Here is a 19,528-nt window from a genome sequence, read left to right on the forward strand (position 1 = left end):
CACAGGGCGTGCATCTGTGAAAGTGTTATGGCAAGGATGGCTTAAGTTACAAGCCATCCTGGAAGGCTACGATTTAGCAAAATCTCTTGAGCCAGACTTGTGATCAAGAGACAGCTAATTAGCGCCATTTTGATTACTGTATAATTATTATAATTGCCATTCTCTGGCTATCAGCTCACTTGGCTGACTAGTTAACCACTCTTGCGGGCGTAAGTAATACTGATATAGATTAGCTTCTGGGCTACTTGGCTCTGGTTTATAATTATATTCCCAGCGTGCAAGTGGTGGCATAGACATTAATATAGACTCTGTACGCCCGCCACTTTGTAGCCCAAACAACGTTCCTCTATCCCATACTAGATTAAACTCAACGTAGCGTCCGCGACGATAAAGCTGAAAATCACGTTGTTGCTCTGTGTATTCATCATTTTTGCGACGTTCAATAATAGGTAAGTAAGCATCTAAAAAGCCATTACCCACCGATTGCATAAACGCAAAGCTCTTTTCAAAGCCAAGTTCGTTTAAGTCGTCAAAAAATAAACCGCCTACTCCGCGCGTCTCGTCTCTGTGCTTTAAATAAAAGTACTCGTCGCACCAGGTTTTATATTTTGGATAAACTTCGCTGCCAAATGGTGCGCAAATATCATGAGCAACTTGATGCCAATGTTGTACGTCTTCTAATACTGGGTAAAAAGGAGTGAGATCAAACCCACCACCAAACCACCATATTGGGTCTTCGCCTTCTTTTTCAGCTATAAAAAAGCGCACATTGGCATGACTTGTTGGTACATGAGGGTTTTTGGGATGAATAACTAACGACACACCACACGCATGAAAGCTTCGCCCTGCAAGCTCTGGCCTATGCGCTGTTGCAGAGCCTGGCATTGAAGCGCCAAATACGTGTGAGTAATTAACTCCGCCTTGCTCTATTACAGCGCCGTTTGTAGTTACACGTGTACGACCACCACCGCCTTCTGCACGTTGCCAGTTATCTTCAATAAATTTAGCGCTGCCATCTGCGGCCTCTAAACCTTGGCAAATAGTGTCTTGCAAAGCCATAAAGTATGCTTTTACTTGATCTAATAATTCGCTTTGCATATTAACCTCTAAATATTTTGCCAGTCATGGCGTCTTTTATTGTGCTTGGCTGAGTATTACCACCTAACGGTTCGTCAACGTAAAAACCAACTTGCTCTGCAAATTGCGCTTTAGCTTGCTCAATACTAATAACAGTTTCTTGCCCTGTTAAGTTTGCACTCGTTGATACTAGCGGCTTACCAAACTCTTGGCATAAACGCTTTACTGTTGGATGGTTTGTTACTCTTACTGCGATAGTATCAAACTGCCCAGTTAACCATTTAGGCGTATTTTTAGAAGCAGGCATAACCCATGTAATTGCAGCAGGCCAACTCGAAAAAATATCAGCGCGTTTATCCATTGGTATTTTTGCATCGTCTACGTATTTTAATAACTGCCCGTAATTATCAGCAATTAAAATAAGCCCTTTTTCAACTGGGCGCTGTTTAATAGCTAATAGTGCCTCAACGGCTTGTTGATTATCTGGATCGCAACCTAAACCATATACAGCTTCTGTTGGGTATAAAATAACTTCGCCTTGCGTTAAGCATGTTATTGCAGTGGGCGTATTTGAAAGGTCTGACAAAGTAGTCTCCAGATATAATTAAACGTTATTCAGTTGGGGTGAGCTTATGCATGCAGCTTTTTTGTGGGCATTGCAATAATGTGCCGTTTGCCATATTTCTCTCTATGACGATAGGCCAGTTACATTCAGGACACGGGTGTTCAACCGGTTTATTATTAAGTGTGTATTTACAACTTGGATAGCAATCACAAGAATAAAATACTTTACCAAATTTATTACTGCGCGCGACTAAATGACCTTTTTTGCATTTAGGGCAACTTGGCAAAGTGTCTTCGCTTTGTTTTTCTTCATTTTCGTTAGCAATGTAATGGCACTCTGGATATCCCGTACACCCAATAAACATACCGTAGCGGCCATTTTTAACCACCAGCGGTTTGCTGCACTCAGGACATGCTGAATCTTCAAGAACTTTAATTTCGTTACTATCGTGATGTGCCAACGGCCTAATAAAGTCGCATTGGGGATAACTTGCGCATCCTAAAAAAGGGCCTGATTTACTATTGCGGATCACTAACTCTGAACCACACTGTGGGCATATCTCGTATTCTTTTTCGAGGGCGTGCTTGTTCGCCGAGAAAAGCGAATGGTCGATTTTACTCATGGTGATCCTAATAGGTTAGTGAATTTTCGCCTAATATACCCAAACCACTTAAAGATACAAGCAATGCCGTGCTTATCCGTTTAAGTAATTTGAGTACAATTAAGATAATTATCTCTAATGAAGAAGTTCGCTGGGTTCATCAAAAATCAAATCTTCCATTTGCTCATACGCCTCCTCAGAGCCAGGAACATTAAATAAAATCATAAGTACAATCCATTTTAAATCCTCTAAACTTATGCTTGGTTTATCGAGTGAGGCTAAACAGTCCATTACCATTTCACGAGTCACATTGTTAATAACGCCTATTTGCTCTATAAACATTAAAAAGCCACGACACTCAGCACTGAGCCTTTGGCACTCGCTATCGGTAAATATACGCACGGCATATTTAGGGTTAGCTATTAAATAAGGAGATTCGTCACTGTGTTGTAAGTCGGCCAGTTGCTCTAACCAATCGAGAGCTTTAAATATCTCAGGCTTATTAAAACCCGCGCGTAATAACTCATCGGTTAGCTCATTTTGCTCGGCAAATATATCCGCTTCGCTATGAATGTAATTTTCAAAAAGATATAAAAGAATATCAAAGAATATCAAACATATTACCTTCCTGCGCTTAACTTAATATAACCATCTAGCACGCGCTCAATCTGATCGTCTAATTCTAAATCGAGCAACCTAGCGAGTACTTTGTCTATTGGCCACTGAGCACGACGTACAATGTCGTCTACGCTGGTTACTTCAAAACCAATACTATTTAAAACCTCACATTGAGAATTGGCTTGAATCGGTTGCTCTTTATTACCTAAGTTACTGTCGTAAGTAAAACTCACCTCATCAAGAATGTCGGCTACGTTTTCTACTAGCTTAGCGCCTTGCTTTATTAAAAAGTGACTTGCCTGCGCTAACGGGTTTTTAATAGAACCTGGTACTGCAAACACCTCTTTATTTTGCTCAAGCGCATAGCGTACTGTTATTAACGAACCGCTTTTAATTTCAGCCTCAACAATAAGCACTCCCAACGATAACCCAGAAATAATACGATTACGACGCGGAAAATTATGTGCATTAGCAGCTGTTCCGGGTAAAAACTCACTCACCAGCAGGCCGCTTTCTAATACTTGGTCCGTTAATAGTTTATGGCGTTTTGGATAGTAAATATCAACCCCAGTACCTAGCACAGCAATGGTTTTACCCGTACCAGCAAGAGAGCCTTTGTGCGCAGCACCATCTATCCCTCTTGCCATACCTGAGGTAACTGTAATACCAGCCAAAGTTAACTCGTATGCAAATTCTGATGCTATTTCAAGTCCGGTGGGTGTCGCATTACGACTTCCTACTATTGCAATTTGCGGCGTAGATAATAACGAGACATCACCTCTACAAAATAGTAATAAAGGCGCGCTGGCAATCTGTCGAAGATCCTCAGGATAGAGCGCATCAAAAATACAGACTACGGTAATGCCCTGCTGCGCAATTAATTGCTCATAATGATTTACTTGCTGCCAATTAGTGTTGAGTAAATTACTCGCTTGATTAGCAGTTAATCCAAGCTGTAAAAGCTTGTCATGGGGTAGGTCGAATAACGACCCAAGGGAATAATGTGTAGATAATGCTAAAAGGGTTTTTATACCCAACCCTTTACACATATAAAAGGCAAGCCAGTGGGCTAGCTTGCCAGATGACTGATCCATGCTCTCTCCTAGAGCACCGACTCGCTACTTCTTAATGAATAACTGCAATATCTCCAATGCGAATTGGGTGCTGGTTTTTAGTTATTAATGCATAACTTACTTTGTCATACACTTTAAAGACAATTAGCTCGCCAACTTTTTCTTTAGGCATAGTCCACGCTTTATTTTCTTCGTCAGACTCATCACCAAATAATTGGCTCACATCAGATAAAAGCTTCTCGTATTTACTAGAATCTTCTGGGTAACGAGGGCCACGAGGGCCATCAATAACCGTTGGCGATTGACGTTCTAGATCTAATACATGACCTTCTTCTATATTTTGTTCACTGCCTAAGTTTAGCACCACAACATCCATTGTGCTGAATTCTCTAACTTGGCGTGGAGAAGCAATAATATTACCTGTTACAGGCTCAGAAGGACGGTGTATATTAAAGTACGCAGGAAGCATTTGGCCTTCCATTGCTGGTATTAAAAAATCACCTTGTTGAATTTCTCGTTTAACCGACTCAACGCGTAACGACGACGGTACACCATTGTGTTCATCACCCGTTCTGAATGCACGTGCTATCCCCACAAAAGAAGCACGAGTTGCTAATACTTCACCGGTTAGATCTGTGTAAGGGTCACCTTTATGGTAAATGGCATATGCTTTATGTACTTGTAAGTCGCCTTTAGCATATAAAATGTGGCCTAACGTTTGTGTTTTAGTATTTTCGTTAGCACCTAAAATATAAGGCTTACCTTTAATATCATCACTGTTCATTGCTTGCTCGTAACTGATATAAGGTTTAATCATTTCAAGCGGCAAAGTAGTAATAGCATCACGCCCTTTTGGTGTAATCCTCCCTTGAGGAGATAACTTTCTATAGCCTTTATTGATCACTAAACGTGGGTTTCCATCTGCATCGTATATAAGCGCCAATGCATCACCGGGGTAAATTAGGTGCGGGTTGTCAATTTGTGGATTCATTTGCCAAAGTTCAGGCCAGAGCCAAGGCTCATCTAAGTAGATGCCAGAAATATCCCAAAGCGTATCGCCTTTTTTTACAACATACTGTTTTGGTGCATCTTTTTTTATTTTAAGTACATCAGCTACTGCGGGGAATGCAGCGCTTAATGTGAGCATGATTGCAAGTAATGGAGATTTCATTGAGCTTCCTTGTATTGTTTTTTCATTATTATTGCCCAAAACCTGTTAAAGGTGAACGCGAATGGCTAAAATAAGAGCATACAATACCCTAAATTAAGCACAAGTGAAAAGGTAACTATGGCTAGGTTAGAAGTTTTAAGATTTCCAGATGAACGTTTACGTACTATAGCAAAAGATGTTGCACAAGTTGACGACACAGTACGTCAAATTGTAAAAGACATGCTAGAGACAATGTACGATGAAAATGGCATTGGGCTTGCAGCCACGCAAGTAGATATTCATCAACGAATAGTCGTTATTGATGTATCAGAAGAGCGCGATGAGCCACTGGTATTAATTAACCCACAAATCATCAAAAAAGACGGCTCTACCGTTAGCGAAGAAGGCTGTTTATCAGTACCTAACTCGTACGCAAAAGTAGACCGCGCAGAAACAGTAACAGTCGCTGCACTTAACGAAAACGGTGAAGAATTTGTACTAGATGCAGATGAATTACTGGCTATTTGTATTCAACACGAATTAGATCACCTTCAAGGTAAGCTGTTCATTGATTACTTATCTCCATTAAAGCGCCAACGTATTCGTAAAAAGCTTGAAAAAGAAGCCAAGTTTGCAGACTAGTAATAAGCACCTTAGGAAAACTCAGTGACTCAACCATTACGCATTATATTTGCCGGTACGCCGGACTTTGCCGCACGTCATTTACAAGCGCTGATTCAAAGCGAACACCAAATAGTGGGTGTATATAGCCAGCCAGACCGCCCTGCGGGTCGTGGTAAAAAATTAAAAGCCAGTGAAGTTAAAGCGCTAGCGCTTGAGCACGACTTACCGGTTTTTCAGCCTCAATCATTAAAAAATGATGAAGCACTCGCTGAGCTAACAAGCTTAAACGCCGACATTATGATTGTTGTAGCGTATGGCTTAATTTTACCTAAAGCTATATTAGAAGCCCCACGGTTAGGTTGCTTAAATGTGCATGGTTCTATATTACCGCGCTGGCGCGGTGCTGCACCTATTCAACGCGCAATTTGGGCAGGCGATGAGCAAACTGGCGTAACAATAATGCAAATGAATGAAGGGCTAGATACCGGCGATATGCTACATATAAGCCGATGCCCTATTAGCACCACCGAAACCAGCGAAAGTTTATATACAAAACTTGCTGAGCTAGGCCCAGACGCGTTGATTGAAACCGTTAATAAATTAGCAAATGGCGAGATCACACCTGAACCTCAAAATGATGAACTTGCTAACTACGCTAAAAAGCTTTCTAAAGAGGAAGCTAATATCAACTGGTCAATGAGTGCGCTGCAAATTGAGCGAAACATTCGCTCTTTTAATCCATGGCCTGTGTGCTTTACCCAAATGGGTGGGCAAACAGTAAAGATTTATCAAGCGCAGGTTGTGCAGCAATTAGGTGATCCTGGGCAAATTTTGTCAAGCGACAAAAATGGTGTAGTAGTAGCATGTGGCGAACATGCTTTATGTATTACGCAATTACAACCGCAAGGTAAAAAACCAATGGCAATTAACGACTTTTTAAATGGTCGTAGTGACTGGGTTACTCCTGGCACAATATTAGGCGAAAACAATGAGTAATGTTCCAAACGTACGAGCGCTTGCCGCTGAAACTTTATATAACGTAGTTGATAAAGGCGCATCGCTTAATCAAGAACTTCCATTTGCAAGCCAAGGCTTGCCGCCTAAAGATAAAGCGCTGCTACAGCAAATTTGTTACGGCGTTTTACGCTACTTACCTAGCCTTGAAAATTACTGCCAACACTTAGTAGAGCAGCCATTAAAAGGTAAACGTAGAATATTTCAGTTTTTATTATACGTAGGTATTTATCAACTGCAGCATATGCGCGTACCACCGCATGCTGCCATTTCAGAAACGGTAAACGCACTGGCTCAACTGCGCGCTTTAGGATTAAAAGGGCTAATAAACGCCATTTTACGTAGTTTTCAGCGCCAACAAAGCGAACTTGAAGAAAAAGCAAAGCTGATCCCTGTGTGCTTATACAACCACCCAAATTGGTTTATCAAACAAGTTAAAGAAGCCTATCCAGATAGCTGGGAAGAGATACTTGCAGAAAACCAACAACAAGCACCTATGTGGTTACGTGTAAATCAATCGCAATTTAGTACACAAGAATACAGCGATATGCTTAGCGCTAACGACATTGAACATACCTTAAACCCAGACTTTATAGATGGGATTAAGCTTGCCAAACCACGCGATGTATTTTCATTGCCTGAGTTTGATACGGGTGCATGTTCAGTACAAGATGCAGCAGCCCAACTTGCAGCACGCTTTTTAGAACCTAAAGCAGATGACTACATTTTAGATGCCTGTGCAGCACCTGGCGGTAAAACATGTCATATATTAGAGCTTGCTGATGCAGAAGTACTTGCACTTGATAGCGACGCAACTCGCCTTGAACGTGTTAAGCAAAACTTAACGCGTATTGGCTTAGGTGCAGACCTACAATGTGGCGATGCTTCACAACCACATACTTGGTGGGACGAAAAGTTATTTGATCGTATTTTGCTTGATGTACCTTGTTCGGCTACTGGCGTAATTCGCCGTCACCCTGATATAAAATGGTTACGTCGCGCATCAGACATCGAAGACTTATCTAAATTACAAAGCGATATTCTTGATAGCATTTGGCCTCTGTTAAAACCAGGCGGCACATTGGTATATGCTACGTGTTCGGTTCTTCCACAAGAAAACCAACAGCAAGTTGCTAAGTTTTTAGCTAATAACGATGACGTAGAGCATATTCCGCTACACGAAAACGATACCGTAACAACTCCTGGTTTACAGTTATTACCCGGTGAAAGTGATGGATTTTATTACGCTAAACTAGTTAAAAAAGCCTAATAGTCGTACACTGAATAGTTAGCCATTTATGAAATATTAAATGGCTATTTTTTTAATTAAATTATGGTCAATACCACGGGTAAATAATGAAAATAATTATACTCGGTGCCGGGCAAGTTGGTGCTACGCTTGCTGAAAACTTAGTTGGCGAACAAAACGAAATTACCGTTGTTGATATAGACGGTAACCGATTACGTGAACTTCAAGATAAGTACGACTTACAAGGGGTTATGGGCCACAGTGCGCATCCTGATGTATTACGCCGTGCAGGCGCTGAAGATGCCGATATGATTATAGCGGTAACCAGCTCAGATGAAGTGAACATGGTTGCATGCCAAGTGGCATACAGTATTTTTAAAACCCCCACTAAAATTGCCCGCATTCGCTCAGAGCAATATTTAAAATACCGCGAAAAGCTATTTCAAAACGATGATTTACCAATCGATCATTACATTGCCCCAGAAGCACTGGTCACTAAGTATATTCGCCGTTTAATTGACTACCCTGGTGCTCTGCAAGTATTGCAGTTTGCCGATGGCATGCTCTCGTTAGTCGCCGTAAAAGCTTACTATGGTGGTTTATTAGTAGGTTATGCGTTATCAGCACTTAAAGAACATATTCCTAATGTAGAAACTCGTGTTGCCGCTATTTATCGCCAGGGTAAAGCAATCAAACCACTGGGTACCACCGTTATTGAAGCCGACGACGAAGTATTCTTTATTGCCGCAACAAAACATATACGCGCAGTAATGAACGAGCTACAAAAACTTGAGCGTTCGTACAAAAAAATTATGATCGCTGGTGGCGGTAACATTGGTGCAGGCCTTGCCCGCTCACTTGAAAAAAATCACACCGTTAAATTAATTGAGCGCAGTAAAGAACGTGCCGAGCAGCTCTCAGAAATGCTCGACAACACGGTCGTTTTTTGTGGTGATGCATCTGATCAAGAACTACTTTCAGAAGAACATATAGAACAAGTTGATGTATTTATTGCCGTAACCAACGACGATGAAGCAAATATTATGTCGGCCATGCTTGCAAAGCGTATGGGCGCACAGAAAACCATGGTGCTTATTCAACGTGGAGCTTACGTTGATTTAGTACAAGGCGGCGAAATAGATATTGCCATATCACCGCAACAAGCCACTATATCAGCGCTATTAACTCACGTACGACGTGGTGATATTGTTAATGTGTATTCACTGCGTAAAGGTGCGGCAGAAGCTATTGAAGCCGTTGCCCATGGTGATGAAAATACATCTAAAGTGGTTGGCCGTGCAATTGCCGATATAAAACTTCCAGCGGGTACCACTATTGGCGCAATAGTACGTAATGACGATGTACTGATAGCCCACGACGATACAATTATTATGTCGGGCGATCATGTCATCATGTTTTTAATCGACAAAAAACACATTACCGTTGTAGAAAAACTATTCCAAGTAAGTGCTATATTCCTTTAACTAGTTACTCTAATTAGTTAATTTAATACACAAAAAAGCCGCTGATTAAGGCGGCTTTAATGGAGTATGCTTAAATATTGATTACTGTACTTTTGAAAACTCTTCTTTAGAGATTTCACCATTACCATCAGTATCCAAATCATCAAAAATCTTTACAAGCTGAGGGTTAACCTTCGCTTCTTCCATTGTAATAGCACCGTTACCATCTGCATCAAAAGAGGCAAAATCTACTGCGGCATATGCTGCTGATGAAGATGCTAAAACGATAACTGCAAGTGTTGTATTTAATGTTTTCATAATAATATTCCTAGTAATATGGGAAGTCCTTTTCAAAGATCCCTGACTGTGAAAAATGTTTAATCTGAAAAGATTAATTAGTAATTAGCGAATTCTTCTTTAGAAAGCTCGCCGCTACCGTCGGTATCTAGCTCAATAAATTCAGCCATTAAATCTGTATCGACTGCCGCTTCGCTTGGGCTAATTGTGCCGCTACCATCGATATCAAGGCTGTCAAAATCTGATGCTGCAAATGCAGCGGAAGAAGATGCTAGTACTATAAGTGCTAATGCTTTATTTAAATGTTTCATAACTTAATCCTTCAATGTTCTATCAAAAAAATTGCTTCGTTTAACTTAAAACGTAATTTTTCACTTCCTTGTTATCCTCTTTCGTAAGCTCCCTTGCCTACTTAGGTGTCTTTGGCAACTCAGGATAAATACTTTTTAATTAAGCTTCTGAAAATTCTTCTTTTGATAACTCACCATTTTGGTCAGTATCAAGCTCAGAAAACATGCTCATTAGCTTTGCATCAACTGATGCTTCTGCTTGGCTAATTGTGCCACTGCCGTCTACATCCAGTGTGTCAAAATCTGTTGCAGCAAAAGCGGCTGAAGAAGATGCAATAGCGATAAGTGCTAAAGTTTTATTAATGCTTTTCATAATATGTATCCTTCAAATTTATGTGTGTGCGATTAAGTATTTCACTTTGAATCACGATTTCGTTCAGTACACTTAGACTATTACAACTTAGATGCCAACATTTAAAAGCTATTAATTTTCAATAAGTTAAATATAAAACGTACAACAAGAAGGCGTTTTTAGAATAGTTATTGTTGCCCTTTAGCAACACGTTTTAAAGAGATGACATTAAAGTCATTAAAAACATATAGTTATGTTTATATAAAAAGATACATTTTTAAGTGTACGGTTTTAAAAGGAGGGATTTTAAAGAATAATTGAGATAAATTTTAACGAGGAAGCTTTAATAACAAAAAATAAGCTGTAAAAAATAATACGTAATCAGTTGTTTTATTTAAATAATAATTTTAATTATGAAAGAGAAAAAAACATTTTATAAATACTGACGTAAAATGCCTTTTTGTTGCAAATAAGCGAAAACCTATTTATTCAACGGTAGGCTCAAGCGCAGAAGGGTCTATAAAATGCTCTTTCATAAAGGCTTTCATTTCATCCTCGCTTGCTAGTAGCTTAATTCCACAGTGCACACCTGCGGCATGCTCTTTAACACTGCAAATTTCACCTTCAAAATCTTTATCACTGCTATTAAGTACGACAGTGCATTGCATATCTTTAATACTTTCAACTTGCTGATCGCCTCTAATATCAAACATTACACCAGTGAGTGAAATGTCTTTAATAAGGCCTTCAAGTACCCTATCGTCACTTAGTTTTAGCTTTGCAGGTAATAAGGTAGGTATGCGTGTTTGTGAGCGTAGCGCAAATAACTGCACTTGCTTTGGAAAGTTTATAAACACGAGTTTAGCGGGATGAGAGGCTACCGACATAATTTGCTGGCGAAACGCAATAACTTGCCCACCACTACCTTCAATAAGCGCTCTTACAACAACCATTACGCCATCACGTAAATAGTCACTCGCCACAGGTAAACGCTTTGCATTGGGATAATTTAAAATAATAAACTGTTTATCGAGTAAACCAACTAATTCAGTTTTAACACGCTTACTGCTTGTAGGTGTTAATATTTCTAGGTCGACTAAGCTGCCTACACTTATATGCTTTAGCTTTTCTAAATTTGTTGGCATATCCCTTTCCCACTAACTTGTATTTTAAAATTCAAATGGCTCGTTTAACCACGCCAAAATGTAGGCGTAAATAGTACTAATAAAGTAAATATTTCTAAACGACCAAACACCATTGCAATGGTAAGCAACCATTTAGCACCATCGGTTATAGCGCCATAATGCGATGCTACATCACCCAGACCTGGACCTAAGTTATTTAAACAAGCCGCAGTGGCTGAGAACGCAGTTATGTTATCCATACCCGTGCCCATAAGCGCTAACATAATAATAATAAACACCAACGCATACGCAGAGAAAAATCCCCACACGGCCTCTACTACTTTGTCTGGCAACGCCTTTCGACCCAGCTTGATTGAATATATAGCCCGTGGGTGCACCAAACGATTAAGCTCACGCACACCCTGCAAGTACAGTAAGAACACGCGCACTACTTTCATACCACCACCAGTAGAGCCTGCACAACCACCAATAAAGCTCGAAAATATAAGTAAAATAGGTAAAAACAAAGGCCATGTTGAAAAGTTATCAGTAGCAAAGCCTGCTGTTGTACTCATAGAAACAGCTTGAAATAATGCCTGATCGAGGGTTTCATCGCCATTAGCAAATATTTCATTAGAGGAAAGTACGGTAAAACAAATAACCACCAGCGCTAATTGAATACACAAAAACACCTTAAACTCAGGGTCTCGAATATAAACTTGTACGTTTCGACTCGCCACTGCAGCGTAGTGCAGGGAGAAGTTAACAGCGGCAATAATTAAAAAGAACACACAAATAAAGTTAATTACAGGGCTGTCAAAGTGCCCCATGGAAGCATCGTAAGTAGAAAAACCACCTATCGCGACCGTTGAGAATGCATGACATATCGCATCAAACCACTCCATCCCTGCTGCCCAATAAGCCAGCATACAAGCAATAGTCAGCGACACATAAATATACCAAAGGTGCTTTGCTGTATCGGCAATTCGCGGGGTCATTTTGGAATCTTTTACAGGCCCAGGTATTTCAGCGCGATATAACTGCATACCACCAACACCTAGCATGGGGAGTATAGCGACAGCGAGTACGATTATACCCATACCGCCAAACCACTGGAGTTGCTGGCGATAAAACAACACCGACTTAGGTAAGTACTCAATACCGGTAAGTACTGTAGCGCCGGTGGTTGTTAAGCCAGAGAATGCTTCAAACACCGCATCGGCGAGCGATAAATTAGGTTCTTGTAAAAATATAAGCGGCAAGGACGCAAACGCCCCAAGTACCAGCCAAAACAAAACAACAATTAAAAAGCCTTCACGTGCTTTTAAGTCACCGTTTTCATGGCGGTTTGGGTAGTAAGCCATCATGCCAATAACAACACTAAAGATAAATGCTAAAACAAAAGGAACACCACCACCGTCTTTATATATTAAAGACACCAGTGCCGGAGGCACCATGGTAATACTAAACAGCGCAACAAGTTGGCCAAGAATTTTTATGATGGTACGAAATTGCATTTAGCTTGTCGCTTTTATTATTAGTAAATTCAGGCTGAGTAGTATCAACCAAATTAAATAGGGTCAGTATGCATTACATGCAATTTGTGTAGGTTATTACTCTTTAATAGTTAACTCAACTGCGCCGTGACTTAAATCAAAAATATCTTTGATTGCTTGCTGAGCTTCGCGGCTATCTATTGTAATCACCCATTCAATATTAGCAGTAAATTGCTTATCAATATTAAGCACTTGATACTTTGTTTTTAATAACTGCTCAATCGCACCTTGCATGCTGTACTCGCTACTCCCTGTAATTTCAACACTGGGAACTTTAAGTACCGTTTGCAATTTTACTAATGCATTATTTAATGAGCCACCATAAGCACGTACTAACCCGCCCGTGCCTAATTTTATGCCGCCAAAGTAACGTGTAACAACAGCTGTGATTTCGCCAAGGCCTGAACCCACCAGCACATTTAACATAGGTTTTCCTGCAGTGCCATTTGGTTCACCATCGTCCGAAAAACCATAAACATGGCTGCCACCGGGGTTGCCTGCCACATGTGCCCAGCAGTTATGACGCGCATCGCTATACTTTTCTTCAATGCTTTTAATAAATGCTTTAGCTGAATTTAAATCGGGGGTATGTGCAATGTGAACTATAAACGTACTTTTTTTAATTTCTTCTTGATGAAAAACGTCAGTAGCGGGATATTTATATTCAGACATATTTTAAACTTGTAAAAAGGGGGCCAAAAGGCCCCTTTAAATAATGTACGTATTTTAACGTGTATAAACTAATTAGTGTTAACTAGAATTAATCGAGCGCTAAATCTCGTGTCATATTCTCTAAGCTATCTTCGTGAACAATAATGTTATCTTCAATACGAATACCGCCAAATGGTTTAAATGACTCAACCTTTTCCCAATTAATAAATTGCTTATTATCGGTTTGCGCTAAATCACCAAGCAGTGAATCAATAAAATATAAGCCTGGCTCAATGGTAAACACTTGGTTTTTTTCAATCAGGCGAGTACAACGCAAAAATGGATGACCTTCAGGCGATGGTTGATGTGCGCCCTTTTCGTCACTCATAAAACCGCCCATATCATGTACTTGTAAACCAAGATGATGCCCTAGCCCATGTGGGAAGAAAGTAGAGGTAATTTTACGCTCAACAATTTCCTCAGCGGGTAGGTTAACAATTTTAAAGTCACTGAGTATTTGTGCGATACGGTTATGGCACTCAACATGTAAGTCACCATAAAGCATACCCGGCTTTAAACCTTTACCTAGTTCTATTTGTTGAACTGTCATAGCTTGTACAAGCTCAGCAAACTCACCCTGCTTTTTAAAATCATACGTACGAGTAATATCAGCAGCATAACCATTAAAGTTTGCACCAGCATCAATTAAAAATGAGTTATGAGTGTGTGGCGCTTTTGGATCAAAGTGCGTGTAGTGCAAAATAGCGCAGTTTTCGTTAAGCGCAACAATGTTGCCGTACGGCATTTCATTTTCGCTTTGACGTGTTGCCATTAAGTACGCTTGCTGAATATCGAACTCGCTACCACCATTAAAGAATGTGTCGCGTGCAGCTTTATGCCCATCTACTGCAATGCGGTTAGCGTTGCGTAAACATTCAAGTTCGTACTGCGTTTTATAAGCGCGGTGGTAATGAAAATAGTTAAGTACAGGCTCAGGGTTCATAATACTAAAACCAAGTGCTTGCGCTACTTCAATATATTCGCCCATGTAAGCGTATTTAGCTTTGTCGTATGGTAATAACTTTTCAACTTGATCAGGCTGAAGTAATAGCTCTATATCAAAGTACTCAGCCCAAAAGTCGCGAGGCTCGTCTGGTACTTTATGCCAAAAATCTACTGGACGATAAAATATTAGTTTTGGTTTGTCGCTGCCATTTACCACAATCCAGCAATGAGGATTATCAATAACCGGTAACCACGCTTTAAACTGTGGATTAACTTTAAATGGATAATACATATCATCTAAAAACTGGCGCTTAGCTTGGCCTGAATGAATTACTAATCCTTCTAACCCTTCGCTATTACAAATTGTACGAGTACGCTGTTGCAGTGTTGCAATATGTTCGGCGTATAAAACGGCTAATTTATCCATTGTTAATCCATCTGTTAAATTTAACTTGCTCTGAGTCTACCACTTAAACACTAAGCGCTCAAAAAAGGGGGATATTTAACATGTAAACATCCCCCTTATTAATACCTATACCTATCGTGTTAAGTTATTGGTCGATTGGTATCATATATTCAACCGCCCATTTTCATTTCGAGTAGCGGCGCTAATACATTACCTTCTCGGCCCATTCTTGTATGGTAAACCTGTCTGTACGCAAATACATTTTTTACGTAATCACGGGTTTCGCGATACGGAATAAGCTCTACCCATAACTCAGCCGGAATAGCGTCATCAGGTAACCAACGCTTTATACGGTGATAACCCGCATTATAAGAAGCTGTTGCCAGCACTTCATTGCCATGGTTTTTCTTTTTTAAGTATTGTAAGTAACTCGTACCCAACCTAATATTTGTTTTAGGTTGATATAAACGACTACTTGTCACACTGCCTTTATTTACATACTCAGCAGTACTAGGTAATAACTGCATTAAACCACGTGCATTAGCATGCGAGCGTGCATCTGGCGCAAAAGAGCTTTCGCGCCTTGCAATAGCAATACTCCAGGCAACATCTATCTTGCTACGTTTACTGTAGCGCTCAAAAACATCTTGAAACGCAAACGGAAAACGTTGCTCTACGTTATCCCACGCTTTAATTTTTGCTAAAGTAAAAATAGTACTGTCGTGCCAACCTAAATCGGTAGATAGTTGTGATGCTGCTAGCTTTTCTTCATCGCTAGACGTATCCGTTAAATAATTCCACTCACGGCGCGCCGACGTAAAGCGCTCAATATCGTAAAGTGCTTTTGCGCGCTTATAACCTGGTGCATTCCTTACTTTATCTACAAGTACCTTATCAACAGCTAAAGGTTGATTATTTAAATCAACAGGTAAACCCAAACGCGCAGCTGCTAAAAAGCCGTAATAATCACGATTAGCCGCTACGGTTTTCCAAATGTCGTCGGCTTTTTGTTGCTCACCACGTTTTGCATAGCTGTAAGCTAACCAATATTGTTGGCCAAGGCTTAAGTTTTCTTTACCTGTAAAAAACGCAGCGATACCTTCCCAATCTTGGGTTTTGAGCATATTGCCCAGTTGCCATTGAATAAGCTTGCTGTCTAGTCGCTCTTTTGGCACTTTATTTAGCCAAAAGCTCGCTTGTTTATGCCCGCTTGAAGCAAGCGACAATGCAAAAGTGTAATACACACCCGCTTTTTCCTCATCACTGTACTTAAATATTTTTTCTAACTTTTCCCACGCCTTCAAAGCAAGCTCTTTATCGCGCCATATTAAACGCTTAACACCATAAAGTGCTATTTGGCCTTCTTTAGCTGACTTATTTTTATATCTATATAATCCAGCTGCAGCGCTTGGATCTTTACGTACTTTTAAATATAAATCTGCTAAGTAGCTTTCATTTTTAGGTAACAGCGTTTTTAAATAAGGTAGTAAGCTTTGCGTACCGCCATCAGCAGCAAGTGTAACGCGCTTCCAAACGGTTTCTTCTTTCATGTAGCCTTTTTTACGCCACTGTGAAAATAAACTATCGCACTCATTTGGCTGCGACTTACCCACAGCCCATAGGTCGGTTACCTGATTAAATATTGCTTTTTCAGGTGCGCCCAAATCCAGCTGAAAATCTAAATAAGTACAGGTAAGCCCAGTATTAGACGTTTCACGGTAATTACGAATATAAGCTGCTTTTTTATTTTTCTTTTTTAAATACTCTAACCATGCTTTACGTACCGGCCACTCAAGCGGAGTATGTTGATATATGTTTAAATAGTCTTCTATCTCTGCTTGATACTTAATATTTGGATGGCGCTGCCAATATGTTTTTTCAACGTAAGGTTTCAGCGGATGATTTAAGCCACTAACCGCTTCTTTAAAGTCTTGGTAGCTTCCGTACCTTACTTTTTTTTCGGCATCTAAAAATGCATCGTTATCGATACTTGCCTCGGCAGAATAAAGAGGGAAAATGAATGCAGCTGCCGCAACACTTAATAAATATTTTTTCATAGTGTCCTTTAATAAAAAATTAAAGTAGTGAATAAAAACTTTTCAACCACCTTAGCACCAAACCAGCTATATTTTAACCAGTCGATTGTAACCGAGTTAAATTTTTCGTTGCATTTTTAATTTAAAGCAAGCACACTGATTGAAATGCAAACTCATCGTACCAGTCTTAGTTCGTCAACTAGGGAGAATAATAATGTTATATAAAAGCGATTCCTTTGAAGTTAGCTTCCTAAAGGAAAGCATCGCCGAGTTTAAGTTTTGTGTTGCAGGTTCTGTAAACACATTATCTCAAAAAACTCTTTCAGATTGCGCGGCAGCATTAAAAGAATTAGCCGCTAATACTGATATCAAAGGCATGATTTTTACCAGTGATAAAGAGCACTTTATTATTGGTGCCGATATCTTCGAATTTTTACCAACGTTTACTAAACCAGAAGCAGAATTAGTAACGTGGATCAAAAACGCAACAGACGTTTTTGATGCAATCGAAGATTTACCATTCCCAACCCTAACCGCTATAAACGGTATGGCACTTGGCGGTGGTTGTGAGTGGGCACTTGCTACCGATTATCGTATAGCAAGCGAAACTGCTAAAATGGGCCTACCAGAAGTTAAACTTGGCATAATGCCAGGGTTTGGTGGCACAGTGCGCTTACCACGTATCATTGGCGCCGATAACGCAATGATGTGGATTACCTCTGGCGCAGAAAATCGCGCAGCAGATGCCCTTAAAGTAGGTGCGTTTGACGCGGTAGTTAGTACTGACAAACTTTTAGAGTCAAGTGTATCAACGCTTGAACTTGCGATTGCTGGCAAGCTAGATTGGCAAGCAAAACGTAACGTAAAACTACAGCCACTTAAATTAAACCGTGTTGAGCAAGGCATGAGCTTTGCAATGGCAGAAGGTATGGTAATGGGTAAAACCAAAGGCCACTATCCTGCACCGGTTATGGCTGTACGTACTATTAAAGCAGCGGCAAACTGTACTCGCGATGAAGCAATGGCAATCGAAAATGCCAACTTTGCTAAATTAGCACGTACACCAGAAGCAGCAGCTCAAACAGGTATATTCCTAGCTGACCAATACATTAAAGGTAAAGCACGTAAATTTGCTAAGCACAGCGATGTAGAAATTAAACAAGCAGCTGTATTAGGTGCAGGTATTATGGGCGGCGGTATTGCATACCAGTCTGCTTATAAAGGCACACCTATTATAATGAAAGACATCCAACAAGATGCGCTTGATTTAGGTATGGGTGAAGCGTCTAAGTTATTAGGTGCAAAAGTTAAGCGTGGCCACATGCCAATGGAAAAAATGTTGGCAACTCTTAGCAAAATCAAACCAACACTTAACGATTCAGACCTACAAAGCGCCAACATTATTGTTGAAGCCGTTGTAGAAAACCCTAAAGTTAAGCAAGCAGTACTCGCTGATCTTGAAAAGAACATGCCAGAAGGCACTGTACTTACTTCAAACACATCGACTATTTGTATTGATTTACTAGCAGAAGCGCTAGATAAGCCAGAAAATTTCTGTGGTATGCACTTCTTTAACCCAGTGCCAAAAATGCCATTAGTAGAAATTATCCGTGGTGCAAAGACCTCAGATAAAACAATTAATGCAGTAGTTGATTACGCGCTTAAATTAGGTAAATCACCAATTGTTGTTAACGATTGCCCAGGCTTTTTTGTAAACCGTGTTTTATTCCCTTACTTTGCAGGTTTTAGCAAATTAGTGGTTGAAGGCGCTAACTTTACAAAAGTAGATAAAGTAATGGAAAACGTATTTGGCTGGCCTATGGGTCCGGCTTACTTACTTGATGTTGTAGGTATTGATACAGCGTTCCATTGTACTGGCGTAATGGCTGACGGTTTCCCTGAGCGTATGGCTCGTGCTGATAAAGACCCTGTGACTATTTTTGCCAACGAAAAACGTTTTGGTCAAAAGAACAAAGCCGGTTTTTACAAATACGAAACAGATCGTCGCGGTCGTCTTAAAAAGTCTCATGACGAGACAGCAGTTGAGCTATTAAGCCCAATTACAGACGCACCAAAAGAATTTGATAAACAAGAAATCATCGACCGTTGTATGATTCCAATGATTAACGAAGTGCTACTTTGTTTGCAAGAAGGCATTGTTGCCTCTCCGCAAGAAGCAGATATGGCATTAGTTTATGGTGTTGGTTTCCCTCCATTTAGAGGCGGCGCGTTCCGTTACTTAGATCAAACTGGTTTAGCTAACTTTGTTGCAGCAGCAGACAAATACGCTCACCTAGGTGCGATTTACCAAGTATCTGAGCAAACTCGCAAGTGGGCCGAAGAAGGTCGTGTTTTCTATAAGGTGGAAGGTTAATAT

At 40.2% G+C, this 19,528-nt stretch carries 19 protein-coding genes; 5 read left to right on the forward strand and 14 right to left on the reverse strand.

Annotated elements, in window-relative coordinates; all coding sequences use genetic code 11:
* Window positions 1-147: 147 nt before the first annotated feature.
* The 6 genes from hemF to I6F48_RS18345 form a co-directional block, all read right to left on the reverse strand.
* Entirely contained in the window at window positions 148-1,098 is a 951-nt protein-coding gene (hemF, locus tag I6F48_RS18320) for an oxygen-dependent coproporphyrinogen oxidase (RefSeq protein ID WP_197120017.1), read from the reverse strand.
* Between the two features lies 1 nt (window position 1,099).
* On the reverse strand, window positions 1,100-1,663 hold the full coding sequence (locus tag I6F48_RS18325; protein ID WP_004335153.1) for an L-threonylcarbamoyladenylate synthase: 564 nt from the start codon (window positions 1,661-1,663) through the stop codon (window positions 1,100-1,102).
* 25 nt (window positions 1,664-1,688) lie between these two features.
* A complete protein-coding gene (locus tag I6F48_RS18330) occupies window positions 1,689-2,264 on the reverse strand; it encodes a DNA topoisomerase family protein (protein WP_165729287.1) in 576 nt (191 codons plus the stop codon).
* A gap of 114 nt (window positions 2,265-2,378) precedes the next feature.
* Window positions 2,379-2,855 carry a DUF494 family protein gene (locus tag I6F48_RS18335; RefSeq protein ID WP_197120033.1) on the reverse strand — a complete coding sequence of 159 codons (477 nt, stop codon included), beginning with the start codon at window positions 2,853-2,855 and terminating at the stop codon, window positions 2,379-2,381.
* 8 nt (window positions 2,856-2,863) lie between these two features.
* A complete protein-coding gene (dprA, locus tag I6F48_RS18340; RefSeq protein ID WP_197120018.1) occupies window positions 2,864-3,955 on the reverse strand; it encodes a DNA-processing protein DprA in 1,092 nt (363 codons plus the stop codon).
* Window positions 3,956-3,986: 31 nt separating this feature from the next.
* On the reverse strand, window positions 3,987-5,105 hold the full coding sequence (locus I6F48_RS18345) for a LysM peptidoglycan-binding domain-containing protein (RefSeq protein ID WP_197120019.1): 1,119 nt from the start codon (window positions 5,103-5,105) through the stop codon (window positions 3,987-3,989).
* A 117-nt stretch (window positions 5,106-5,222) separates the two neighbouring features.
* On the opposite strand from I6F48_RS18345, the gene def reads away from it, so the two are divergent.
* The 4 genes from def (at window position 5,223) to trkA (ending at window position 9,455) form a co-directional block, all read left to right on the forward strand.
* A complete protein-coding gene (gene def / locus I6F48_RS18350) occupies window positions 5,223-5,726 on the forward strand; it encodes a peptide deformylase (RefSeq protein WP_007584168.1) in 504 nt (167 codons plus the stop codon).
* A 24-nt stretch (window positions 5,727-5,750) separates the two neighbouring features.
* Window positions 5,751-6,704 carry a methionyl-tRNA formyltransferase gene (gene fmt, locus I6F48_RS18355; protein WP_197120020.1) on the forward strand — a complete coding sequence of 318 codons (954 nt, stop codon included), beginning with the start codon at window positions 5,751-5,753 and terminating at the stop codon, window positions 6,702-6,704.
* Window positions 6,697-7,992, forward strand: coding sequence for a 16S rRNA (cytosine(967)-C(5))-methyltransferase RsmB (rsmB, locus tag I6F48_RS18360; RefSeq protein ID WP_197120021.1), 1,296 nt, complete (start codon window positions 6,697-6,699; stop codon window positions 7,990-7,992). Before fmt ends, rsmB begins: the two co-directional genes overlap by 8 nt.
* Before the next feature lie 86 nt (window positions 7,993-8,078).
* Window positions 8,079-9,455, forward strand: a complete 1,377-nt coding sequence (trkA, locus tag I6F48_RS18365; RefSeq protein ID WP_004335170.1) for a Trk system potassium transporter TrkA — start codon at window positions 8,079-8,081, stop codon at window positions 9,453-9,455.
* 81 nt (window positions 9,456-9,536) lie between these two features.
* On the opposite strand, the gene I6F48_RS18370 is transcribed toward trkA, so the two are convergent.
* From I6F48_RS18370 to I6F48_RS18405, 8 genes are all read right to left on the reverse strand, one after another.
* Window positions 9,537-9,752 carry an EF-hand domain-containing protein gene (locus I6F48_RS18370; RefSeq protein ID WP_007584177.1) on the reverse strand — a complete coding sequence of 72 codons (216 nt, stop codon included), beginning with the start codon at window positions 9,750-9,752 and terminating at the stop codon, window positions 9,537-9,539.
* 77 nt (window positions 9,753-9,829) lie between these two features.
* Window positions 9,830-10,042 carry a calmodulin gene (locus tag I6F48_RS18375; protein ID WP_004335174.1) on the reverse strand — a complete coding sequence of 71 codons (213 nt, stop codon included), beginning with the start codon at window positions 10,040-10,042 and terminating at the stop codon, window positions 9,830-9,832.
* A gap of 139 nt (window positions 10,043-10,181) precedes the next feature.
* Window positions 10,182-10,394: an EF-hand domain-containing protein gene (locus tag I6F48_RS18380; protein ID WP_004335175.1), complete on the reverse strand. Its 213-nt coding sequence runs from the start codon at window positions 10,392-10,394 to the stop codon at window positions 10,182-10,184.
* A 464-nt stretch (window positions 10,395-10,858) separates the two neighbouring features.
* Complete coding sequence (locus tag I6F48_RS18385) at window positions 10,859-11,518, reverse strand: flagellar brake domain-containing protein (RefSeq protein WP_165729282.1); 660 nt, start codon at window positions 11,516-11,518, stop codon at window positions 10,859-10,861.
* A gap of 44 nt (window positions 11,519-11,562) precedes the next feature.
* The gene (locus I6F48_RS18390; RefSeq protein ID WP_121953916.1) at window positions 11,563-13,014 is read right to left on the reverse strand and encodes a TrkH family potassium uptake protein; all 1,452 of its coding nucleotides are present in this window, start codon (window positions 13,012-13,014) and stop codon (window positions 11,563-11,565) included.
* Window positions 13,015-13,110: 96 nt separating this feature from the next.
* Window positions 13,111-13,725, reverse strand: coding sequence for a YigZ family protein (locus I6F48_RS18395; protein ID WP_008171987.1), 615 nt, complete (start codon window positions 13,723-13,725; stop codon window positions 13,111-13,113).
* An 88-nt stretch (window positions 13,726-13,813) separates the two neighbouring features.
* The gene (gene pepQ, locus I6F48_RS18400) at window positions 13,814-15,136 is read right to left on the reverse strand and encodes a Xaa-Pro dipeptidase (RefSeq protein WP_024592280.1); all 1,323 of its coding nucleotides are present in this window, start codon (window positions 15,134-15,136) and stop codon (window positions 13,814-13,816) included.
* A 149-nt stretch (window positions 15,137-15,285) separates the two neighbouring features.
* Entirely contained in the window at window positions 15,286-17,172 is a 1,887-nt protein-coding gene (locus tag I6F48_RS18405) for a transglycosylase SLT domain-containing protein (protein WP_197120022.1), read from the reverse strand.
* Between the two features lie 193 nt (window positions 17,173-17,365).
* Here I6F48_RS18405 and fadB point away from each other — a divergent pair, with 193 nt between their 5' ends.
* On the forward strand, window positions 17,366-19,525 hold the full coding sequence (gene fadB, locus I6F48_RS18410) for a fatty acid oxidation complex subunit alpha FadB (RefSeq protein WP_197120023.1): 2,160 nt from the start codon (window positions 17,366-17,368) through the stop codon (window positions 19,523-19,525).
* The last annotated feature ends 3 nt before the right edge of the window (window positions 19,526-19,528 follow it).

Source organism: Pseudoalteromonas sp. SWYJ118 (genome assembly GCF_015864505.1).
Lineage (GTDB): Bacteria > Pseudomonadota > Gammaproteobacteria > Enterobacterales > Alteromonadaceae > Pseudoalteromonas > Pseudoalteromonas arctica.

Coding starts and splice junctions, on each gene's coding strand:
- hemF (WP_197120017.1), bottom strand. CDS start 1,098: ATGCAAAGCGAATTATTAGATCAAGTAAAAGCATACTTTATGGCTTTG.
- I6F48_RS18330 (WP_165729287.1), bottom strand. CDS start 2,264: ATGAGTAAAATCGACCATTCGCTTTTCTCGGCGAACAAGCACGCCCTC.
- dprA (WP_197120018.1), bottom strand. CDS start 3,955: ATGGATCAGTCATCTGGCAAGCTAGCCCACTGGCTTGCCTTTTATATG.
- I6F48_RS18345 (WP_197120019.1), bottom strand. CDS start 5,105: ATGAAATCTCCATTACTTGCAATCATGCTCACATTAAGCGCTGCATTC.
- def (WP_007584168.1), top strand. CDS start 5,223: ATGGCTAGGTTAGAAGTTTTAAGATTTCCAGATGAACGTTTACGTACT.
- rsmB (WP_197120021.1), top strand. CDS start 6,697: ATGAGTAATGTTCCAAACGTACGAGCGCTTGCCGCTGAAACTTTATAT.
- trkA (WP_004335170.1), top strand. CDS start 8,079: ATGAAAATAATTATACTCGGTGCCGGGCAAGTTGGTGCTACGCTTGCT.
- I6F48_RS18370 (WP_007584177.1), bottom strand. CDS start 9,752: ATGAAAACATTAAATACAACACTTGCAGTTATCGTTTTAGCATCTTCA.
- I6F48_RS18375 (WP_004335174.1), bottom strand. CDS start 10,042: ATGAAACATTTAAATAAAGCATTAGCACTTATAGTACTAGCATCTTCT.
- I6F48_RS18380 (WP_004335175.1), bottom strand. CDS start 10,394: ATGAAAAGCATTAATAAAACTTTAGCACTTATCGCTATTGCATCTTCT.
- I6F48_RS18385 (WP_165729282.1), bottom strand. CDS start 11,518: ATGCCAACAAATTTAGAAAAGCTAAAGCATATAAGTGTAGGCAGCTTA.
- I6F48_RS18390 (WP_121953916.1), bottom strand. CDS start 13,014: ATGCAATTTCGTACCATCATAAAAATTCTTGGCCAACTTGTTGCGCTG.
- I6F48_RS18395 (WP_008171987.1), bottom strand. CDS start 13,725: ATGTCTGAATATAAATATCCCGCTACTGACGTTTTTCATCAAGAAGAA.
- pepQ (WP_024592280.1), bottom strand. CDS start 15,136: ATGGATAAATTAGCCGTTTTATACGCCGAACATATTGCAACACTGCAA.
- I6F48_RS18405 (WP_197120022.1), bottom strand. CDS start 17,172: ATGAAAAAATATTTATTAAGTGTTGCGGCAGCTGCATTCATTTTCCCT.
- fadB (WP_197120023.1), top strand. CDS start 17,366: ATGTTATATAAAAGCGATTCCTTTGAAGTTAGCTTCCTAAAGGAAAGC.